General features: G+C 71.3%; 18 protein-coding genes and 1 pseudogene. 6 read left to right on the forward strand and 13 right to left on the reverse strand.

The features are described 5' to 3' along the window. Positions 1-619 precede the first annotated feature (619 nt). Positions 620-1705, forward strand: coding sequence for a tryptophan--tRNA ligase (trpS, locus tag ACGFYN_RS19900; RefSeq protein WP_393867139.1), 1086 nt, complete (start codon positions 620-622; stop codon positions 1703-1705). On the opposite strand, the pseudogene ACGFYN_RS19905 reads toward trpS, so the two are convergent. Then, positions 1672-2652 (reverse strand): annotated as a pseudogene (locus ACGFYN_RS19905) (GlxA family transcriptional regulator); the annotation flags it as partial. The gene trpS and the pseudogene ACGFYN_RS19905 overlap by 34 nt on opposite strands. A gap of 75 nt (positions 2653-2727) precedes the next feature. Here ACGFYN_RS19905 and ACGFYN_RS19910 point away from each other — a divergent pair. After that, positions 2728-3318, forward strand: coding sequence for a cysteine hydrolase family protein (locus tag ACGFYN_RS19910; protein WP_393867140.1), 591 nt, complete (start codon positions 2728-2730; stop codon positions 3316-3318). A 27-nt stretch (positions 3319-3345) separates the two neighbouring features. Here the strand turns inward: ACGFYN_RS19910 and proC are convergent, their stop codons facing one another. From proC to ACGFYN_RS19945, 7 genes are all read right to left on the reverse strand, one after another. Then, positions 3346-4158 carry a pyrroline-5-carboxylate reductase gene (gene proC, locus ACGFYN_RS19915; protein WP_393867141.1) on the reverse strand — a complete coding sequence of 271 codons (813 nt, stop codon included), beginning with the start codon at positions 4156-4158 and terminating at the stop codon, positions 3346-3348. Between the two features lie 132 nt (positions 4159-4290). After that, positions 4291-5085 (reverse strand): ABC transporter permease, encoded by a 795-nt coding sequence (locus ACGFYN_RS19920; RefSeq protein ID WP_393867142.1) that lies wholly within the window; start codon positions 5083-5085, stop codon positions 4291-4293. After that, on the reverse strand, positions 5082-5906 hold the full coding sequence (locus tag ACGFYN_RS19925) for an ABC transporter ATP-binding protein (protein WP_393867143.1): 825 nt from the start codon (positions 5904-5906) through the stop codon (positions 5082-5084). The genes ACGFYN_RS19920 and ACGFYN_RS19925 overlap by 4 nt, the downstream gene beginning before the upstream one ends. Positions 5907-6095: 189 nt before the next feature. Further along, the gene (locus tag ACGFYN_RS19930) at positions 6096-6866 is read right to left on the reverse strand and encodes a class I SAM-dependent methyltransferase (protein ID WP_393867144.1); all 771 of its coding nucleotides are present in this window, start codon (positions 6864-6866) and stop codon (positions 6096-6098) included. A gap of 77 nt (positions 6867-6943) precedes the next feature. Next, the gene (locus tag ACGFYN_RS19935; RefSeq protein WP_393867145.1) at positions 6944-7447 is read right to left on the reverse strand and encodes an EamA/RhaT family transporter; all 504 of its coding nucleotides are present in this window, start codon (positions 7445-7447) and stop codon (positions 6944-6946) included. 54 nt (positions 7448-7501) lie between these two features. Further along, positions 7502-7849 (reverse strand): SH3 domain-containing protein, encoded by a 348-nt coding sequence (locus ACGFYN_RS19940; protein WP_393867146.1) that lies wholly within the window; start codon positions 7847-7849, stop codon positions 7502-7504. Positions 7850-7872: 23 nt separating this feature from the next. Next, complete coding sequence (locus ACGFYN_RS19945; protein ID WP_393867147.1) at positions 7873-8223, reverse strand: SH3 domain-containing protein; 351 nt, start codon at positions 8221-8223, stop codon at positions 7873-7875. A 182-nt stretch (positions 8224-8405) separates the two neighbouring features. Here ACGFYN_RS19945 and ACGFYN_RS19950 point away from each other — a divergent pair, with 182 nt between their 5' ends. Beyond that, positions 8406-10499, forward strand: coding sequence for a PQQ-binding-like beta-propeller repeat protein (locus ACGFYN_RS19950; protein WP_393867148.1), 2094 nt, complete (start codon positions 8406-8408; stop codon positions 10497-10499). A 49-nt stretch (positions 10500-10548) separates the two neighbouring features. Here ACGFYN_RS19950 and ilvD read toward each other — a convergent pair whose 3' ends face one another. The 4 genes from ilvD to ACGFYN_RS19970 all read right to left on the reverse strand — a co-directional run bounded on the left by ilvD (position 10549) and on the right by ACGFYN_RS19970 (position 15076). Continuing rightward, positions 10549-12402: a dihydroxy-acid dehydratase gene (gene ilvD / locus ACGFYN_RS19955; protein WP_393867149.1), complete on the reverse strand. Its 1854-nt coding sequence runs from the start codon at positions 12400-12402 to the stop codon at positions 10549-10551. A 183-nt stretch (positions 12403-12585) separates the two neighbouring features. Next, positions 12586-13197 (reverse strand): TetR family transcriptional regulator, encoded by a 612-nt coding sequence (locus ACGFYN_RS19960; protein WP_393867150.1) that lies wholly within the window; start codon positions 13195-13197, stop codon positions 12586-12588. After that, the gene (locus ACGFYN_RS19965) at positions 13194-14018 is read right to left on the reverse strand and encodes a sugar phosphate isomerase/epimerase family protein (protein ID WP_393867151.1); all 825 of its coding nucleotides are present in this window, start codon (positions 14016-14018) and stop codon (positions 13194-13196) included. The genes ACGFYN_RS19960 and ACGFYN_RS19965 overlap by 4 nt, the downstream gene beginning before the upstream one ends. 125 nt (positions 14019-14143) lie before the next feature. Then, the gene (locus ACGFYN_RS19970; protein ID WP_393867152.1) at positions 14144-15076 is read right to left on the reverse strand and encodes a Ppx/GppA family phosphatase; all 933 of its coding nucleotides are present in this window, start codon (positions 15074-15076) and stop codon (positions 14144-14146) included. 71 nt (positions 15077-15147) lie between these two features. On the opposite strand from ACGFYN_RS19970, the gene ACGFYN_RS19975 reads away from it, so the two are divergent. After that, positions 15148-16008, forward strand: a complete 861-nt coding sequence (locus ACGFYN_RS19975) for a hypothetical protein (protein WP_393867153.1) — start codon at positions 15148-15150, stop codon at positions 16006-16008. Between the two features lie 42 nt (positions 16009-16050). Here ACGFYN_RS19975 and ACGFYN_RS19980 read toward each other — a convergent pair whose 3' ends face one another. Continuing rightward, positions 16051-17751, reverse strand: coding sequence for a hypothetical protein (locus ACGFYN_RS19980; protein WP_393867154.1), 1701 nt, complete (start codon positions 17749-17751; stop codon positions 16051-16053). A gap of 228 nt (positions 17752-17979) precedes the next feature. On the opposite strand from ACGFYN_RS19980, the gene radA reads away from it, so the two are divergent. Together radA and disA are read left to right on the forward strand one after the other, a co-directional pair. Continuing rightward, positions 17980-19389, forward strand: coding sequence for a DNA repair protein RadA (gene radA, locus ACGFYN_RS19985; protein WP_393867155.1), 1410 nt, complete (start codon positions 17980-17982; stop codon positions 19387-19389). An 80-nt stretch (positions 19390-19469) separates the two neighbouring features. Further along, positions 19470-20594, forward strand: a complete 1125-nt coding sequence (disA, locus tag ACGFYN_RS19990; RefSeq protein ID WP_393867156.1) for a DNA integrity scanning diadenylate cyclase DisA — start codon at positions 19470-19472, stop codon at positions 20592-20594. Positions 20595-20936 lie beyond the last annotated feature (342 nt).

A 20936-nucleotide genomic window follows, 5' to 3' on the forward strand; every position in this document is an offset into this window, starting at 1 on the left:
CAACATATCTGGCGTTGACTTTTGGCACGCTGTTGAGTTCTCAAGGAACGGACGCTTCCTTCGTACTCACCCTCTCGGGCTTTCCTCCGGGCGCTCCCTTCGGTGTTTCCGACTCTATCAGATCCTTTCGGCGTCTGATTCCCAGTCAGAGGGGGTTGTCTTCCCGGCCGTTGGGCCGTTCCGACGAGTGAGACTTTAGCGGACTCCGTGCCTCCCGCGCTAATCGGGGGGCTGCGTCCTTTCGAACGCGGATTCCTCATTTCGTAAATACGCACGCCAATAAAACAACGGCCGACGGATCGACGGCAGTCGAGCAGTGGTTGGTACTTACGGAATGGCTGTCCGGGGACCGACCGGAGTCGGCGCTCACGTCGGACAACTCGGAGAACACTACGGATCCGGCCTGAGCGTGTCAACTTGCCTCCGGACCGCACCCGGGAGGCGTACTGTGAGCACATGACTACGCGTACGTGTACCCAGCTGTGGTGGGCCGCCTGACCGGCGGCCGTACTCACGTATGCACTCAACGGCCGCCGCTTCGGCGGCCGTTTTCGTATCTCCTCCGGATCTCCGAGGGGCGGCCGTCCGGGACGGCGGCCCGAACGGAGAGGGAGTAGAGATGACACGGGTCTTCAGTGGGATCCAGCCGACCGGGAACCTGACCCTGGGGAACTACCTGGGAGCCATGCGGCGGTGGGCCGAGGCCGACCAGTACCAGGCCGACGCGCTGTTCTGCGTCGTGGATCTGCATGCGCTGACCGTGGAGCACGATCCGGCGCGGGTGCGAAGGCTCAGTCGGCAGGCGGCGACGTTGCTGCTCGCGTCGGGGCTGGACCCCGCGTTGTGCACGCTCTTCGTACAGAGCCATGTGGACGAGCACGCGCGGCTGTCGTACCTGCTGGAGTGCGTGGCCACCGATGGTGAGATGCGGCGGATGATCCAGTACAAGGAGAAGGCCGCGAAGGAGGCCGCGCGGGGCAGAAGCGTGCGGGTGTCGCTGCTGACGTATCCGGTGCTCATGGCGGCGGACATCCTGGCGTACGGGACGGACGACGTGCCGGTCGGGGAGGACCAGGCGCAGCACGTGGAGCTGGCGCGGGATCTGGCGGTGCGGTTCAACCAGCGGTACGGGCACACGTTCCGGGTTCCGCGGGCGACGCTTCCCAAGGTCGCCGCACGGGTGATGAACCTCCAGGAACCGACGCGGAAGATGGGTAAGTCAGACGAGTCGGGGCTGGGTGTCGTCTATCTGCTGGACGAGCCGGACGTGGTGCGCAAGAAGGTCATGCGGGCGGTGACCGACAGCGGTCGGGACGTCGTCTACGACCGGGAGGAGCGGCCCGGGCTCGCGAATCTGCTGGAGATCCTCGCGGCCTGCACGGGTGGGAACCCGGAGGCCCTGGCCGGTGTATATGAGTCGTACGGCACCTTGAAGAAGGACACCGCCGAGGCCGTGGTCGAACTCCTCAGGCCTGTACAGGAGAGGCACAGTGCGCTGTGCGCCGATCCTGGCCATGTGGAGGGGGTGCTGCGGGATGGTGCGGAGAAGGCTCGGGCGATGGCCCGGCCGACTGTGGATGCCGCTTATCGCGCGATCGGGTTGCTGCCGGCCGCTTCGGATACGGATGCGTCCGACGCCGGCGTGGTCGATACCGATGCCGCTGCTGACGCCGATGCAGATGCCGTGCTGAACGCTGCGCGGTAGGCGCGTGGGCTGGTGGCGAGGCGCGATGCGAAGTGCTGGCGCATCGTGACCTCGCTGCCGAAGCCGGCACGGCGGGCCACCTCGGGCATCGGCAGGTCGGTGCGTTCGAGGAGCCTCTGGGCGGCGGCGATGCGCTGGTCGAGGAGCCAGCGGAGCGGGGAGGTGCCGGTCTCCGCGGTGAAGTGGCGGGCGAAGCTTCGCGGGGACATGTCCGCGAGGGCGGCCAGGTCGGCGATCGTGAGCGGTTCGTGGAGGTGGCGGAGGGCGTGCTCGCGTACGGCGGCGAGGGCGTCGGCGTCGCGGTCGGCGCGTGGGGTGGGGTGCTCGATGAACTGTGCCTGGCTGCCGGTGCGGAAGGGCGCGGTGACCATCGACCGGGCGATGGTGGCCGCCGCTTCGGCGCCGTGGGCCTCGCGGACGAGGTGGAGGCAGAGGTCGATGCCGGCTGCCGTGCCGGCGGCGGTCCAGATGTTGTCGTCCTCGATGAAGAGAGCGTCGGGGACCACGGTGACTTGGGGGTGGTGTGCGCGGAGGAGGTCGATGAGGTTCCAGTGGGTGATGGCTCGGCGGCCGTCGAGAAGGCCGGCCTGCGCGAGGGTGAAGGCACCGCCGCACAGGGCCGCGATGGGGATGCCGCGGGCGTGCGCGCGGCGAAGGGCGTCGAGGACGGGGGTGGGCGCTGGGGTGAGGTGGTCGTCGAGACCCGGGATCACGATCAGGTCGGCGCGGGACAGCCAGGTGAGGGTGCGGTCCGGGTGGAGTGCCATGCCTCCGCGCATGGGGACGGGGGCGGTGTCGGCGGCGACGCGGCGCAGGTCGAAGGCGGGGGCGCCGCGGTCGGTGCGGTCGGTTCCCCAGACCTCCGTGATGACGGAGACGTCGAAGGCTCGGATACCGGGGAAGGCGACGAGGGCGACGCGGTAGGCGTTCTTCGCGGCTTTCTCCATGGCTGGCAGTAAACCATCGATCGCTGTCTTTTCGCCCTCTGGGGCGGGCGTTCTCCCGGCGGGAGGATCGAGGGCATGGAGATCGCAGAGAACGCAGCGCTGGTGGTCGTGGATGTGCAGAAAGGCTTCGAGGAGGCCGACTTCTGGGGGCCGCGGAACAACCCGGGGGCGGACGACAACATCGCTTCGCTGATCGACGTGTGGCAGTCGACGGGGCGGCCGGTCGTGTTCGTACGGCACGACTCGCTGAAGCGCGAGTCGCCCCTGCGGCCGGGATACGAGGGGAACGACTTCAAGGAGTACGTGGAGCAGCGGCGTGGGAAGGGGGTCGATGGGACCGAGTTGTTCGTGACGAAGACGGTGAACTCCGCGTTCTACGGCACGCCCGATCTGGACGCCTGGCTGAAGGCGGAGGGGATCTCGCAGGTCGTCCTGGCCGGGATCCAGACCAACATGTGCGTGGAGACGACGGCCCGGATGGGCGGGAATCTGGGGTACGGCGTGGTGGTCGCCTACGACGCGACCTACACCTTCGACCTGGAGGGGCCGTTCGGCTGGCGACGGAGTGCGGACGAGGTCGCGCAGGCGTCGGCGGTGTCGCTGCACGGAGGCGGCTTCGCGCGGGTGGTGAGCACGAAGGAGGTGGTGGACGCGGCGGCCGCGTGAACGGCCGCCCCCGGTCGGGCGGGTGGGTCAGTCCTTCTTGCCGGTGGCCAGTTGGCGGCTGCGGTCGCGGGCGGCCTCGAGGGCGGCGATGAGGGCGGCTCGTACGCCGTGGTTCTCGAGTTCGCGGATGGCGTTGATGGTGGTGCCCGCGGGGGACGTGACGTTCTCGCGGAGCTTGACCGGGTGTTCGCCGCTGTCGCGGAGCATGATCGCGGCGCCGATCGCGGACTGGACGATCAGGTCGTGGGCCTTGTCGCGAGGCAGGCCGAGCAGGATGCCGGCGTCCGTCATGGCTTCGACCAGGTAGAAGAAGTACGCCGGGCCGGAGCCGGAGAGGGCGGTGCAGGCGTCCTGCTGGGACTCGGGGACACGGAGCGTCTTGCCGACGGCGCCGAAGATCTCCTCGGCGTGGGCGAGGTGTCCGGCGGTGGCGTGGGTGCCGGCGGAGATGACGGACATCGCCTCGTCGACGAGGGCGGGGGTGTTCGTCATGACGCGGACGACGGGGGTGCCGGCGGCCAGGCGCTCCTCGAAGAAGGAGGTCGGGATGCCGGCGGCGCCACTGATGATCAGGCGGTCGGCGGGGAGGTGCGGGGCGAGCTCGTCGAGGAGGGTGCCCATGTCCTGCGGCTTGACGGTGAGGATCAGGGTGTCGGCGGTCTTGGCGGCCTCGGGGTTGGTGACCGGGGAGACTCCGTAGCGGGTGCGGAGTTCTTCGGCACGTTCCTCGCGGCGGGCGGTGACCAGGAGGTCCGACGGGGCCCAGCCGGCGCGGATCATTCCGCTGAGCAGGGCTTCGCCGATCTTGCCGGTGCCGAGGACTGCGACTTTCTGGGTCATGGCGGGGTGCCCTCCGGGGGTTGCGTCGTCCGGGTTCATCCTCGCATCGGGGGTGGGTGGGCGGCTCGGGTGTCCGGTGGGCGGGATGTCGGCGGCGACCCCGCCCCGGAGGCTCTGCTCACCCGGACCCGGTCAGGCCGTCCTACGCCTCAGGGTTGCCGCGCCCAGGCCCAGGACCAGTAGGGCGCTGCCCGCGACGATCAGGACGTCGCGCACGAAGGTGGCTGTCATGTCGGTGTGTTTGAGGACTTCGTTCATGCCGTCGACGGCGTAGGACATGGGGAGGACGTTGGAGATGGCCTCCAGGGCGGGGTGCATGTTGGAGCGGGGGGTGAACAGGCCGCAGAGGAGGAGCTGGGGGAAGATCACGGCCGGCATGAACTGGACCGCCTGGAACTCGGAGGCCGCGAAGGCCGAGACGAAGAGGCCGAGGGCGGTGCCGAGGAGGGCGTCCAGAAGGGCGACCAGGAGGAGCAGCCAGGGGCTGCCGATGACGTCCAGACCCAGGAACCAGACCGCGAGCCCGGTGGCGAGGGCGGACTGGATGATCGCGATGGCGCCGAAGGCGAGGGCGTAGCCGGCGATCAGGTCGCCCTTGCCGAGCGGCATGGCGAGGAGGCGTTCGAGGGTGCCCGAGGTGCGTTCGCGCAGGGTGGCGATGGACGTGACCAGGAACATCGTGATCAGCGGGAAGATGCCGAGGAGCGACGCGCCGATGTTGTCGAAGGTCTGCGGGCTGCCGTCGAAGACGTAGCGCAGCAGGAACAGCATCAGGCAGGGGATCACGATCATCAGCGCGATGGTGCGCGGGTCGTGCCGGAGCTGGCGCAGGACGCGGGCCGCCGTGGCGGTGGTGCGGGAGGCGTTGAGGGCGCGGGGCGGGGCGGGCGTCGGACGGGTACCGGTCGTGGGTGTAGTCGTGGTCATCGGGTGGTCTCCTTCTCGCGGGCGGCGGCGGCCGCCTCGTCGACCAGGTGCAGGAAGGCCGCCTCGACCGTTTCGGAGCCGGTGCGGGTGCGCAGGGCGTCGGGGGTGTCGTCGGCGAGGATCTCGCCCTCGCGCATCAGGAGCAGGCGGTGGCAGCGCTCGGCCTCGTCCATGACGTGGGAGGAGATGAGGAGGGCCGCCCCGCGTTCGGCGGCGATGGAGTGGAAGAGGGTCCACAGGTCGCGCCGCAGGACGGGGTCCAGGCCGACGGTCGGTTCGTCGAGGACCAGGAGTTCGGGGGCGCCGAGGAGGGCGACGGCCAGCGAGACGCGGCTGCGCTGGCCGCCGGAGAGATTTCCGGCGAGGGCGTCGGCGTGGCTGGTCAGGTCGACGTCGGTGAGGACGCGGTCGACTTCCCGGCGGCGGTCGGCGCCCGTGCGGCCGGGGTCGAGGATCGCCGTGAAGTAGTCGAGGTTCTGGCGCACTGTCAGGTCGTCGTAGACGGAGGGGGCCTGGGTGACGTAGCCGATGCGGGTGCGCAGGGTGGGGTGGCCGGCCGGGTTCCCCAGGACCTCCAGCGTGCCGGTGACCTTGGCCTGGGTGCCGACGATCGCGCGCATGAGCGTCGACTTGCCGCAGCCGGACGGGCCGAGCAGACCGGTGATCTGGCCGCGCGGGACGGTGAAGTCGAGGTTGCGCAGGACGGTGCGGGGGCCGCGGACGACGGTGAGGCCGTCGGCCCGGACGGCGGGAGCGACGCCCGACGCGGGCTCGAAGCCGGCCGCGGGCGCGTCGGATGGGCCCGGGGAGTAATTCATCATGTGATGAATAATGCTCGCGGGTAGGAGCGGCGTCAAGCGTTGGCGGGGGGTGAGGAGTGCACGAGGGCGTGGGGGCGCGCAGGCGTGAGCGCACGCGGCAGCTCGCGCCTGAGCACCTTCGAGTACGACGACGCGACAGGCGGACGGCGGGTGCGTGGCGGCCCGCGAGGGACGGGCCGCCGCGCCGGGTCATGCGGTGGTGGCCACCAGGAGTTCGACGACGTAGGTCTCCTCGACGATTCCGTCCGGGAAGACCGTCAGCAGGTGGCCGCGCTCCTCGGTGAGGAAGGCGCTCGCGCTCTCCTCACCCTGAACCAGGAAGATCGAGTGGCTGCCGATGTTGGCGAGATGGGTGTCGACGGGGACCTGGCGGCTCCAGCGCACCCGGCGATGGGTGAACTTCAGGCGGCCGCTGGGGTCGGCGAGTGCGGTGCGGACGCCGCTGCCGTTGCGGTCGACAACGCTGTCGGCGCCGAAGTGGCGTCCGATCCGGGTCGTCTGCGCGTCGATCCACGGGACGTCGAGGGCGCTGGTGTTCCACCACAGCGCGAGCGCACCGCCCGGACGCAGCACGCGCAGGGCCTCCGGCACCGAGCGGGCGGTGTCGGTCCAGTGCCAGGCCTGGGCGTAGGTGAGGAGGTCGGCGGAGGCGGTGGCGAGCGGGAGGGCGTTGCCACTCCCCCGGATGATCGAAATGTCGGGGTGGGCGCGGCGGAACTCGGCCGCCATGCCCTCACCGGGCTCCACGGCGACGACCTCGGCGCCGCGACCGGCCAGAAGCGCCGTCGAGATACCGGTGCCGGCGCCGACGTCCGCGACGCGGGCGCCGGCGAGCGGGCGCCCGGACAGCTCCTCGATCACGTCGAACAGGGCCGACGGATAGGAGGGGCGGTTCGCGGCGTACTGGGCTGCGGCGGCGTTGAAGGAGTGGGCGCGGGCGGTGCGTGAGGAGACCGTCATACGGCCATGGTGACCCCGCTGCGTGCAGGGGGCAGCAAATTTTCGGTGCCGAACGGCGTGACCGGCGGATGTGCCGGTCAGCCGCGGCGCCGCTTCTTCGACGGGTTGCCCGAGCGGCGCGTGTTGCGCTTCGAGTGCCGCTCGAGGGCTGCCTCGTACTCCTCGCGGTGGAGCTTCTCACCGGGTGCCTCGGTGAGGGAGCGGAAGAAGTAGGCGAGGAGGGAGCCGACGAAACCGATGGCCAGCAGACCGCGGAGGGAGGCCTGGCGCTCGGGGTCGGGGCGGCGGGTGAAGGAGTCCCAGGTGGCGCGGAAGGCCAGCGCGCTGCAGATCGTGAACATCGCGACCACCAGGATGGTGACGAAGGCGCCGGTGTCGGCGATCTGGAGTCCCTGGTAGGCGAACCGGAGCACGAGGCAGGAGACGACGGCGGCGACGAGGGAGCCGGCGGCCGCGCCGATCCGGCGGAGGGTGTAGCCGTCGTCGTGGTCCACCCAGGTGGTGCCGAAGAAGCGCAGGGATTCCGGGTGGGGGGTGGGGGAGCCCGCGGGGGTCGCCGGGGTGCCGTTTTCGTCGCTCACGGGACGATTATGGCTCCGGGGTGGGGCGGGCTCCCTGCCGGGAGGGGGCTGGGGTCAGCTGGCGCAGCGGTCGGCCACGTAGCCGTCACTGCCGGTGTGGACGTAGGCGTCCGAGACGAACTGGCCGTTGCTGATGTTGTCCCAGATCGTCGATGTGCCGTAGTAGCCGGACACCGACGTTCCGGGCGTCTGGCAGTAGATCGGAACCTTCGAGCCCTCAGGCAGCTGCCGCACGATGCTGTAACTGGTACCGGGACCGTTGCGCACGTTGAGACGGACGCCAGGGGCGACGTCGTAGTAGCGGACCGTGGCCGCGTTCGCGGTGGCCGCGGAGCCGATCACCATGAGCAGAGCGCCGGTGGCGCCCGTGAGCAGGACGGACCTGCGCCTTCGAGAGGTCATCGCCATCCTCGGAGAGTCGTGGGTCAGCCGCACCGCGAGGCGACGTAGCCGTCGCTGCCGGTGTGGACGTAGGCGTCCGAGACGTACTCGCCGTCGTCGATGTTGTCCCAGATCTTCGACGTGCCGTACGGGCCGCTCACCGTGGTGCCCGGTGTCTGGCAGAAGATCGGGACGCGGGTGTCCTCGGGCAGGACGCGCACGATCTGGTAGTTGGTGCCGGGACCCCTGCGGACGTTGAGGCGCACGCCCGGAGCGACCGGATAGGTCTTCACGGAGGCGGTCGCGGCGAGGGACTCGCCCGCGACGGCCGTCTGCGTGACGGTCCCCGCCTCCGTCTCGCCGCCTTCGGTCGCTTCGATGCGGTCAACAGACATGAAAAACCTCCCCCGTTGGTCCCCATGACTGCCATGGGGCCCCATTGATTCCCCTAAAACACGCCATGAAACACATGTACGCAACTCGCACGCGGAGACTAGCAAGCCGCCTCTGTCTCACGCGGCACATCGACTAGGCTCCGAGCGTCGCGCGCGCGGACGAACAGCACGGGGGTGGTCCCATGGCGCCACAGGGAAACACCGGAGCGGGCGCGGAAGCGGAACTTCCCGAGTACGCCGGTCACTACCGTCTTGAGTCATGCCTCGGCTCCGGCGGCATGGGTGTGGTGCACCTCGCCCGCAGCGCCTCGGGGATGAAGCTCGCGGTGAAGGTCGTGCACGCGGAGTTCGCCAAGGACCCTGAGTTCAGGGGCCGTTTCCGGCAGGAGGTGGCCGCCGCGCGGAGGGTGAGCGGCGCCTTCACCGCCCCCGTCGTCGACGCCGATCCCGAGGCCGAACGGCCCTGGATGGCCACGCAGTTCATACCCGGCCCGACGCTGTCCGAGCATGTGAAGCGGAACGGCCCGATGCCGTCGGCCCAGTTGCGCCGGCTGATGGCCGGACTGGCCGAGGCGCTGCGCGACATCCACCGGGTCGGGGTCGTGCACCGCGACCTCAAACCGAGCAACGTGCTGCTCGCCGACGACGGGCCGAGGGTCATCGACTTCGGCATCTCTCGGCCAAAGGACAGCGAACTGCGTACCGAGACGGGGAAGTTGATCGGCACTCCCCCGTTCATGGCGCCCGAGCAGTTCCGGCGACCCCGGGAGGTCGGGCCCGCGGCCGACATCTTCGCGCTCGGGTCCGTGCTGGTGCACGCGGCGACGGGGCGGGGGCCGTTCGACTCCGACAGTCCCTACGTCGTCGCCTACCAGGTCGTGCACGACGAGCCGGACCTGACCGGCGTACCGGAGAATCTCGCGCCGCTGATGCTGCGTTGCCTGGCCAAGGAGCCCGAGGACCGGCCCACGCCGGACGAGCTCATGCGCGAACTGCGGTCGGTGGCGGCCTCGTACGACACACAGGCCTTCATACCGGCGCAGCGGACGGGGGACGTGCCGAGGCCGGAACCGCGTGAGCCCAAGGCGCCGCGTCCCGCAAGACGTGGCGGCAGGAAGGCGGCCCTGGCGGCACTCGCGCTCGTCCTCGTCGCCGCGGGAGCGCTCGTCTCGGCCCGGCTGCTCGGCGGGGACGGAGACGGAGGCACCTCGTCACGCGGCGGCAACTCACCCACCGCGGCGGCCGAGTTCCGCGCCTGGGTGTCGAGACCCGTGGCCGCCGACGGGGGCATGCCGCATTGCTCGTACGGCGCCGAGGAGCTCGTCTGCGGACAGGCCGGCGTGGTCTTCGCCCTCGACCCGGCCGACGGCAGCCTGTTGTGGCGGCACGCGGACGGTACGTCGTCCAGGAGCAGGCCGCCGGAACTCGCGGGCGGGCTCGTACAGCCTCTGCCCGACGACGCCCGGCGCCTCGTCGCCCTCGATCCCGCGTCCGGCAAGGAACGGTGGCAGGGAACCTCCGCCTACAGCGGCCTGCAGCGTGCGGGCGGCATGCTCCTCCTCACCGGCACCGGCGGGACGGTCACCGGCGTGGACGGCGCCTCGGGCAGGACGAAGTGGAAGCACCGCATCCGCGGCCAGGTCAGCCCGCAGTTCGCGGCGTTCGGCGGAAGCCCGCTCGCCTACGTGGCGAGCGCGACCGGCGACTCGCACACCATGGTCACCGCCGTGGATCCGGTCACGGGTGAGGTGCGCTGGGAAGCGCGGTTGAAGGGATCGCTCAAGCCGGTGGGCGCCGCGGACGGTTCGGTCTACTTCCTCGCCGGCGACGACGCCACCGGCGCCACGAAGGCCGTCGTCCGCTACAGGCCGGGATCCACGGCGGTGCGCCGGATGCCGCTGCCCGTTCCGCGCTTCGGAGTTCGGGCCTGTGTGGACAAGAACGTCGTCTACCTGCTCGCCACGGGCGGCTCCATGGAAGCCGTCGACCTGGCCGCGCGCAAGCAGTTGTGGCACCTCGAGACGTCCGTGAGCCGCGGCTCCGCGCCCGCCGCCGACGGCTCGCACGTGTACGTCACCGCTGCCGACGGGCGGCTGCTCGCCGTCGACGCCCGCAAGGGCACGCTCCTCGGGCAGACCAAGCCCCGGCTCGGCAGCAACTCCGGTGTGGTGATGGGCTCCCTGCCGCAGCCCGTCCTGACCCGCTCCCACATCTACGCCGCCGCCCCCGACGGCACCGTCTTCTCCGTCGACTCCCGCGATCCTGCCGCCTGGTGACAGGCGAAAGGGCCGCCCCGGAGGAGCGGCCCCTTCGGGAAGCGGAGTATCAGCCCAGCTTCGACACGTCCCGCACCGCGCCCTTGTCCGCGCTGGTCGCCATCGCGGCGTAGGCGCGCAGAGCCGCCGAGACCTTGCGCTCGCGGTTGCGAGGGGCGTAGACGCCGCCCAACGCGGCCTCGCGGCGGGCCAGTTCGGCGTCGTCGACCAGGAGGTCGATCGTGCGGTTCGGGATGTCGATGCGGATGCGGTCGCCGTCCTCGACGAGGGCGATGGTGCCGCCGGCCGCCGCCTCCGGGGAGGCGTGGCCGATGGAGAGGCCCGAAGTGCCGCCGGAGAAGCGGCCGTCCGTGACCAGGGCGCAGGCCTTGCCCAGGCCCCGGCCCTTCAGATACGAGGTCGGGTAGAGCATCTCCTGCATGCCGGGGCCGCCCTTGGGGCCCTCGTAGCGGATGACGACGACGTCGCCCTCCTTGACCTGCTGGGTGAGGACCTTCTGGACGGCCTCCTCCTGCGACTCGCAGACGACCGCCGGGCCCTCGAAGGTCCAGATCGACTCGTCGACGCCGGCGGTCTTCACCACGCAGCCGTCGACGGCGAGGTTGCCCTTGAGGACGGCGAGGCCGCCGTCCTTCGAGTACGCGTGCTCGGCGCTGCGGATGCAGCCCTCCGCCGCGTCCTCGTCCAGCGCCTCCCAGCGCTCCGACTGGGAGAAGGCCTCCGCCGAGCGCACGCAGCCCGGGGCCGCGTGCCACAGTTCCACCGCCTCCTGGGAGGGGGAGCCGCCGCGGACGTCCCAGGTCTTCATCCAGTCCGCCAGGGACGGGCTGTGGACCGCGTGCACGTCCTCGTTGAGCAGGCCCGCGCGGTGCAGTTCGCCGAGCAGGGCCGGGATGCCGCCGGCGCGGTGCACGTCCTCCATGTAGTACGTGCGGTTCTTGGCGACGTTCGGGGCGACCTTCGCGAGGCACGGCACGCGGCGCGAGACCGCGTCGATCTCCGCCAGGCCGAACGGGACCTCAGCCTCCTGGGCCGCGGCCAGCAGGTGCAGGATCGTGTTGGTCGAGCCGCCCATCGCGATGTCCAGGGCCATCGCGTTCTCGAAGGCCGAGAAGGTCGCGATCGAGCGGGGCAGGACCGTGTCGTCGTCCTGCTCGTAGTAGCGGCGGGTGATGTCCATGACCGTACGGGCCGCGTCGACGTAGAGCTGCTTGCGGGCCGTGTGGGTCGCGAGGACCGAGCCGTTGCCGGGCAGGGAGAGGCCGATGGCCTCGGTCAGGCAGTTCATCGAGTTGGCGGTGAACATGCCGGAGCAGCTGCCGCAGGTCGGACAGGCGTTCTCCTCGATGCGGAGGATGTCCTCGTCCGAGATCTTGTCGTTCACGGCGTCGGAGATCGCGTCGACCAGGTCGAGCGTGCGGACCGTGCCGTCGACCAGCGTCGCGCGGCCGGACTCCATCGGGCCGCCGGAGACGAAGACCGTCGGGATGTTCAGGCGCAGGGCCGCGTTCAGCATGCCCGGCGTGATCTTGTCGCAGTTGGAGATGCACACCAGGGCGTCGGCGCAGTGGGCCTCGACCATGTACTCCACGCTGTCCGCGATCAGGTCGCGGGAGGGCAGGCTGTAGAGCATGCCGCCGTGGCCCATCGCGATGCCGTCGTCCACGGCGATGGTGTTGAACTCGCGCGGGATGCCGCCGGCCTCGACGATCGCCTCGCTGACGATCCGGCCGACCGGCTGCAGGTGGGTGTGACCGGGCACGAACTCCGTGAAGGAGTTCGCGACCGCGATGATCGGCTTACGGCCGATGTCCGCACCGGGTACACCGGAGGCGCGCATAAGGGCGCGTGCGCCCGCCATGTTGCGGCCGTGGGTGACTGTGCGGGACCTCAGCTCGGGCATCGTCGCTCGCTCCTTCAGACAGATAGGGCTGCTACCGAGATTACGCCGGTCATCCAGTGGTCGGGACGCGGTGTCCGCGATTCGGGACATTCGTCTCGGAGAACATCGGAGAACAGGGGCATACGGCTCGGAGAACAGGGGCATTCGCCTCGCGGACCGGGGCACACGGCTCGGCGGACCGTCTCAGGGACCGGTCAGATGTCCCTGCACCACCGGCGCCACCCGCGCGATGACCTGCTCGATGTCCGCCGACACCAGCGGCTCCACCTTGATCACGTACCGCAGCATCGCGCACCCCACGAGCTGCGCGGCGGCCAGCTCCGCGCGCAGCTCCGCGTCCGGGAGGTCCACCTGGGAGGCGATACGGCGCAGCAGCTGGGAGGCGATCAGCCGGCGGAAGACGGCGGCCGCCGCCTCGTTGTTGACGGCCGAGCGCACGATCGCCAGCAGGGGCGTACGCGTGGTGGGGTTCTCCCATATGCCGAAGATGAAGCGGGTCAGCCGCTCGCCGACCTGGGCCGGCGGGCCGTCGAGGAGCGCCGCAGGCGCGTTGAGCGCGGGTGCGAAGGCGACCTCGATCGCCGCCTCGAAGACCTGCTCCTTGGTGCCGAAGTAGTGGTGCACCAGCGCGGAGTCCACGCCGGCGGCCTTCGCGATGCCGCGCACCGACGTCTTCTCGTAGCCCCGCTGGGAGAACTCCTCGCGGGCGACGGCCAGGATGCGGTCGCGGGTGTCGGCGGACTCCGTACGGGGACGGCGGCCCCGGCGACGGGAGACGATCTCGGGTCCGGTCACGGCCTCGGCACCCTTACCGCGGAGGCCAGATGCAGTCGCGTGAAGGCCAGCGCCTCCGCCAGATCGGCCTCGCGTTCGGCGCTGGACATCGCGCGCCGGGTGTTGACCTCGATGACGACGTGGCCGTCGAAGCCGGTCAGGGCGAGCCGCTCCAGCAGTTCGGCGCAGGGCTGGTTGCCGCGCCCCGGGACCAGATGCTCGTCCTTCGCCGAGCCCCGGCCGTCGGCCAGGTGGACATGACCGAGGCGGTCGCCCATGCGGTCGATCATGTGCATCGCGTCGACCCGGGCGGTCGAACTGTGGCTGAGATCGATCGTGAAGTGGCGGTAGTCCTCCTTCGTCACGTCCCAGTCGGGGGCGTACGCGAGCATCTCGCGGTCGCGGTAGCGCCAGGGGTACATGTTCTCGACGCCGAACCGCACGTCCGTCTCGTTCGCCATGCGCCAGATCCCGGTGACGAAGTCGCGCGCGTACTGGCGCTGCCAGCGGAAGGGCGGGTGCACGACGACCGTGCTCGCCCCGAGCTTCTCGGCCGCCGCCCGGGCGCGCTGCAGCTTGACCCAGGGGTCCGTCGACCACACCCGCTGCGTGATGAGCAGGCAAGGGGCGTGGACGGCCAGGATCGGGATCTGGTGGTAGTCGCTGAGTCTGCGCAGCGCCTCGATGTCCTGGCTGACCGGGTCGGTCCACACCATGACTTCGACTCCGTCGTACCCGAGGCGCGCGGCGATCTCGAAGGCCGTCGCCGTGGACTCCGGGTACACCGAGGCCGTGGACAGCGCGACCTTCGCATCCGGGATGCGCACGACTGGCTCCGCCATGCTGGACAGGTTACGGGTTGGGGTTGGCCGCCGTGTTGCGCCTATGCGCCGTTGTGGACTTCGCCACTGGCGGGCGCGGTTTCGTGAGTGGTTGCTCGCGCCGTTCCCCACGCCCCCGCGGCGCGCTACACCGACCCCATGTGATCCAGGCGACGCAGGATGACGCCCTCGCGCAGGGCCCAGGGGCAGACCTCGACCTTGTCCACTCCGAACAGGTCCATGGCGCCCTCGGCGACCAGGGCGCCGGCGAGGAGCTGGCCCGCCCGGCCCTCGGAGACGCCCGGGAGTTCGGCGCGCTGGGCCTCCGTCATACCGGCCAGCCTCGGGACCCAGGCCTCCAGGGACTCCCGCTTCAGCTCCCGCTGGACGTACAGGCCCTCGGTGGAGCGTGCGGCGCCCGCGATGCGGGCCAGTTGCTTGAACGTCTTGGAGGTGGCGACCACGTGGTCGGGGGTGCCGAAGCGGGTGAACTCGCCCACAGTGCGCGCGATCTGGGCGCGTACGTGGCGGCGCAGTGCCCGTATCGAGTCCGGGGCGGGCGGATCACCGGGAAGCCAGCCCGCGGTGAGCCGGCCGGCGCCGAGCGGGAGGGAGACCGCGGCGTCGGGCTCCTCGTCGATGCCGTAGGCGATCTCCAGGGAGCCGCCGCCGATGTCCAGGACCAGCAGCTTGCCCGCGGACCAGCCGAACCAGCGGCGGGCGGCGAGGAAGGTCAGCCGGGCCTCCTCCGCACCGGTGAGGACCTGCAGCTCCACGCCGGTCTCGTCACGCACGCGCGCGAGGACGTCGTCGGCGTTGCTGGCCTCGCGCACGGCGGAGGTGGCGAAGGGGAGGACGTCCTCGACGCCCTTGTCCTCGGCGGCCTGCAGGCACTCGTGGACGACGTCGACCAGCTTTCCGATGCCGTCGGAGCCGATGGCCCCGCTGTCATCGAGGAGTTGGGCGAGGCGCAATTCCGTCTTGTGCGAGTGCGCGGGCAGCGGGCGCGCGCCGGGGTGTGCATCCACCACCAGCAGATGCACCGTGTTCGATCCCACGTCGAGGACACCGAGTCTCATGTACGGAACGCTACTGCCAGCTGGGCGGTCCTCCGTATGGGATGGTGCCGCCGGAGCCTTAGGCTGGTTCTGTGCCAAAGACGAAAACGGCGAAAAAGTCGGCGAAGAAGGACAAGCCCGCCAAGGGATCTTCGAAGGTGAAGCCGTCGGCGACGACGACGAAGTCGAAGAAGGACCTGGAGGCCGACGAGCAGGGCCTCGACTTCGCGCGCGCGTGGGTGGAGTTCCCTGATCCGGCGGACGACGAGCAGGTCTTCCGCTGCGATCTGACATGGCTGACCTCTCGCTGGAACTGCATCTTCGGCAGCGGCTGCCAGGGCATCCAGGCCGGCCGGGCGGACGACGGGTGCTGCACGCTGGGTGCCCACTTCTCCGACGAGGACGACGAGAAGCGCGTCGCGGGTCATGTGGCGAGGCTCACGCCTGAGATCTGGCAGCACCATGACGAGGGCATGGAGCACGGCTGGGTCTCCGAGGACGAGGACGGCGACCGCCAGACCCGCCCCTTCCAGGGCTCCTGCATCTTCCAGAACCGGCCCGGGTTCGCGGGCGGCGCGGGCTGCTCACTGCACATCCTGGCCCTGAAGGAGGGCCGCGAACCGCTCGAGACCAAGCCGGACGTGTGCTGGCAGCTGCCTGTCCGGCGGACCTACGACTGGATCGACCGGCCCGACGACACCCGTGTGCTCCAGGTGTCGATCGGCGAGTACGACCGCCGGGGCTGGGGTCCGGGCGGCCACGACCTGCACTGGTGGTGCACGTCGGCGACCTCGGCGCACGGCGCGGGCGACCCGGTGTACGTGTCCTACCGGCCGGAGCTGATCGAGCTGATGGGCAAGGCCGGCTACGACCGCCTGGTCGAGCTGTGCGAGCAGCGGCTGGCCTCGCAGCTGCCGCTGCTGGCGCCGCACCCGGCCGATCCGGCCCGCTAGCACCGCACCGCCCCTGGACCGGCGCCCGCCCGGGTCCCGCGCTCACGACGTCGAGGGACTCGGGCCGCCGCTGTCGGTGGGCGGCGGCGTCGAGCTCGTCGGCGCGGTCGGGGACGGATCGCTGGGCGTCGGGTCCGCAGAGGGCGACGAAGGCGGAGTGCTCGGGGGGCCGGAGGGCGTCGGGCTGCTCGGTGCCGGGCCCGGGCCGGACGAGGACGGCGGGTCCGAGGGGCCCGTCGGGGCCGGGCCGCCGGGGCTGGGCGCGGTGCCGTAGCCGTCGATGGAGACGACGGCGCCGGCCGGCGAGACGGCCACCTTCGCGCTCCACGAGCCGGACGGCTCGCGCAGATGGTCGACGTACACCTTGATCGTCAACGAGTCGCCGGGCGCGAGCGTTCCCGACGACTGGCTCAGATAGAGCCAGGGGGCGCCCGTCGTCGCCGACCAGTGCACCGGTGCGGATCCGGTCGCGGTGAGGGTGACGAGCGTGGTGTCACCGTGGTGGCCGGCCGAGACGTCGAGGTCGCCGGAGCCCTTGCGCCCGGCGCCGGCGACGCTGACGACCTCCACGGAGACGTCCGGATCGCTGCCCGTTCCGAAGCGGCCGCCCGGGGTGCTGCTGGCGTTGCCCGCGTTCTCGTAGCCGCCGCCCGCCGCCTCGCCGCCGAGGCTCTCGGGGCCGTGCGCCTCGCTGGCGGTGGGGTAGCGGCCGTCCGGGCTCGCGTCGGCGGGTGAACCGCGGTAGGCCGCCCACAGGGCGAGCACAGGGGCCGCCACGACGGTGGCCACGACCGTGGTGGTGACGGCACGCGCGCGGATGCGGTCCCGGCGGGCGGCGCGGTCCTTGGGGTCCATCGGGAAGCCGCGCCGGTCGAAGCGCGGAACGGCGGCGCCACGCACGCGTGCAGGGTGTGCGACCGCCACGTGCAGGGCCGCGCGGGGCGCCTGAAGGACCGGGAGTTCGGCGGGCGTGACCATCGCGCCGGGCCAGCGGCCGGGGATCGCGCGCTCGGCGCTGCGGCGGCAGCGCGGGCAGTCGTCGACGTGCCGGACGAGTTCCTTGCGCAGAGCCGAGCTGAGCACCAGCTGGTTGTCCCCGGTGAGCCGGGCGACACCAGGGCAGCCACCGGCCTCGACGACGGCGAGGGCCGCGCGCGTGCGCTCGACCTCGCAGGCGGCGGAGGCCAGCAACTCACGGGCGGTGGCCAGGTCCAGGCCGAGCACGGCGGCGACCTCGTGGGCGGCCAGGTGGTGACGCACGGCGAGTTCGAGCGCCTCGCGCTGCTCCGGGGTGGTGCCGGCGGCCTCCGGCCAGGCGAGCAGGGCGAGTTCGCGGCGGCGCTGCTCCTGCACCTCGTCGGCGACGGGAGGCTCGCCGGAGTCCTGCCGCTCGGTGACGGCGCGGCCCGCCGCATGGGTGCCCTGACGTTTCTGCTTGGCCTCGGCCAGCTTGCGCAGACAGGACCAGCGGGCCAGCGCGTACAGCCACGGGCGGCGGTCCCCCGCCGCCTCCGGGCCGCGGCGCCGCTCGGCGAGCGCGAGGGCGTCGCCTAGGGCCTCGGTCGCCGCGTCGTGGTCGCACAGCACCGACAAGCAGTAGGTGAACAGGCCGTCGAGATACGGCTCGTAGCGCGCGGGCGGCCGCTGCGCCAGCGTGCGGGCCGCCGCGCGGTCGCGGGCCTCCCGGCGCGCCCGGTGTGCGCCGGTGGTGCGGGTCGGGGTCTCCGGACTGCTGCTCATCATCCGTGGACCGTAGGCGGCTCGGGATGGCCCCTTCTTCCCCCTTGAGCACATTTAATCCATACGGGTGAAACGATCCCTCAATCGGGGACAGGAACCGTTCGTTCCGTGGCCGGTTCCTGACGGCGGTGGCCGGTTCGAGGTGCGAGAGCGGGCGCCGGCCGGGGCGTGGCCAGGGGGAACCGTCCGCGCCGTCCGGCGTTGTCAGTGGCCTCGGTTACGGTTCTCGACATGGCTGCCCGTACGAAGTCCGCCAAGGACCGCCCGTCCTACCGCTGCACCGAGTGCGGCTGGCAGACGGCCAAGTGGCTCGGTCGCTGCCCCGAGTGCCAGGCCTGGGGGACGATCGACGAGTACGGCACGCCAGCGGTGCGGACGACGGCACCGGGCCGTGTGACCACCTCCGCCGTGCCCATCGGCCAGGTCGACGGCCGGCAGGCCACCGCCCGCTCGACCGGCGTGCCCGAGCTGGACCGGGTCCTCGGCGGCGGGCTCGTGCCCGGCGCGGTCGTCCTCCTCGCGGGCGAACCCGGCGTCGGCAAGTCGACGCTGCTGCTGGACGTGGCGGCCAAGTCGGCGAGCGAGGAGCACCCGACGCTGTACGTCACGGGTGAGGAGTCGGCGAGCCAGGTCCGCCTGCGCGCCGACCGCATCAAGGCTCTCGACGACCATCTGTATCTGGCCGCCGAGACCGATCTGTCCGCCGTGCTGGGCCACTTGGACGCGGTGAAGCCCTCACTGCTCATCCTCGACTCGGTGCAGACCGTCGCCTCCCCGGAGATCGACGGCGCACCCGGCGGCATGGCGCAGGTGCGCGAGGTCGCCGGTGCGCTCATCCGCGCCTCCAAGGACCGCGGCATGTCCACGCTGCTGGTGGGCCACGTCACCAAGGACGGCGCCATCGCCGGCCCCCGCCTCCTCGAGCACCTGGTGGACGTCGTCCTCAGCTTCGAGGGCGACCGGCACGCGCGCCTGCGCCTCGTACGAGGCGTCAAGAACCGCTACGGCGCCACGGACGAGGTGGGCTGCTTCGAGTTGCACGACGAGGGCATCACGGGCCTCGCCGACCCGAGCGGACTTTTCCTGACCAGACGTGACGAACCGGTCCCCGGCACCTGTCTGACGGTCACCCTGGAGGGCCGCCGCCCCCTGGTCGCCGAAGTCCAGGCGCTCACCGTCGACTCCCAGATCCCCTCCCCGCGCCGTACGACCTCGGGCCTGGAGACCTCCCGCGTCTCGATGATGCTCGCCGTCCTGGAGCAGCGCGGCCGGATCAGCGCGCTCGGCAAGCGGGACATCTACTCCGCGACGGTGGGCGGGGTGAAGCTCTCCGAGCCCGCCGCCGACCTCGCCGTCGCCCTCGCGCTGGCGTCCGCCGCGAGCGACACCCCGCTGCCCAAGAACCTCGTCGCGATCGGCGAGGTCGGCCTTGCGGGCGAGGTCAGACGGGTCACGGGCGTCCAGCGGCGGCTCTCCGAGGCGCACCGCCTGGGCTTCACCCACGCACTCGTTCCGGGCGACCCCGGCAAGATCCCTCCGGGCATGAAGGTCCTGGAAGTCGCCGACATAGGGGACGCCCTGAGAGTCCTTCCGCGCTCCCGTCGCCGAGAGGCCCCACGGGACGAGGAGGACCGCCGGTAGACTTTGCCCTGGTCTCGCCCGTCCGTACGAACAGAATGTGCGACATGGGGGCGCCCAGAACCTGCGACCGGAGGAGTGCAGTGGCAGCCAACGACCGGGCAGCAGCTCCCGGAAAATCCGGTGGGAGTTCCGGTGCCGATGGCCTGATGCGCGCCTCGCTGAGCGCCGTGGCTCCCGGCACGGCCATGCGTGACGGCCTGGAGCGCGTCCTGCGCGGCAACACCGGCGGTCTCATCGTGCTCGGCTTCGACAAGACGGTCGAGGCGATGTGCTCGGGCGGATTCGTGCTGGACGTCGAGTTCACGGCCACGCGCCTGCGTGAGCTGTGCAAGCTGGACGGCGGCATCGTGCTGAACTCCGACCTGTCGAAGATCCTGCGGGCGGGCGTGCAGTTCGTGCCCGACGCGACGATCCCGACCGAGGAGACCGGCACCCGGCACCGCACGGCGGACCGGGTCAGCAAGCAGGTCGGCTTCCCGGTCGTCTCGGTCTCGCAGTCCATGCGCCTGATCGCCCTCTACGTCGACGGCCAGCGCCGCGTCCTGGAGGACTCCGCGGCGATCCTCTCCCGTGCCAACCAGGCCCTCGCGACCCTGGAGCGCTACAAGCTCCGCCTGGACGAGGTCGCGGGCACGCTGTCGGCCCTGGAGATCGAGGACCTGGTGACGGTCCGCGACGTGTCGGCGGTGGCCCAGCGGCTGGAGATGGTGCGCCGTATCGCCACCGAAATCGCCGAATACGTGGTCGAACTGGGCACCGACGGCCGTCTGCTGGCCCTGCAGCTCGACGAGTTGATCGCGGGCGTGGAGCCCGAGCGCGAACTGGTCATCCGGGACTACGTCCCCGAGCCCACGGCCAAGCGCTCCCGCACGGTCGACGAGGCCCTGTACGAACTCGACGCTCTCACCCATGCCGAGCTGCTCGAACTGCCCACGGTGGCACGGGCGTTGGGCTACACGGGTTCTCCGGAGACGCTGGACTCGGCGGTCTCGCCCCGCGGCTTCCGCCTGCTGGCGAAGGTGCCGCGCCTGCCGGGCGCCATCATCGACCGTCTCGTGGAGCACTTCGGCGGCCTGCAGAAGCTGCTCGCCGCGAGCGTCGACGACCTCCAGACCGTCGACGGCGTCGGCGAGGCCCGGGCCCGCAGCGTACGCGAGGGCCTGTCCAGGCTCGCGGAGTCGTCGATCCTCGAACGCTACGTCTGAGACCCGGCCCTACGGCACACCCGGGGGCTCCTGGCACGCCGTCGCCGACCGCTCCGCCCGGCACGGCGTGATCTCTCGGTCCGCCCGGTACGCATAGGCCTCTCGCTCCGCTCGGCACGGCGTGGTTTCTGGGTCCGCCCGGCACGGCGTGATCTCTCGGTCCGCCCAGTGCGCCAAGGACCCACGGCCCACCCCTGCGCCGAAATCTCCCTGTGCGCCCGGCGCGCCAAAGACCCTCAGTCCACCCGGTCCGCCAAGGCCCCCCGGCCTACCCAGCCCGCGCGGACCCTTGCCTGCCCGGTGCGCAGGACCCTCCATCCACCCGGCACGCCGTGGGCCCCT

The organism is Streptomyces sp. NPDC048419 (assembly GCF_043200415.1).
GTDB lineage: Bacteria > Actinomycetota > Actinomycetes > Streptomycetales > Streptomycetaceae > Streptomyces.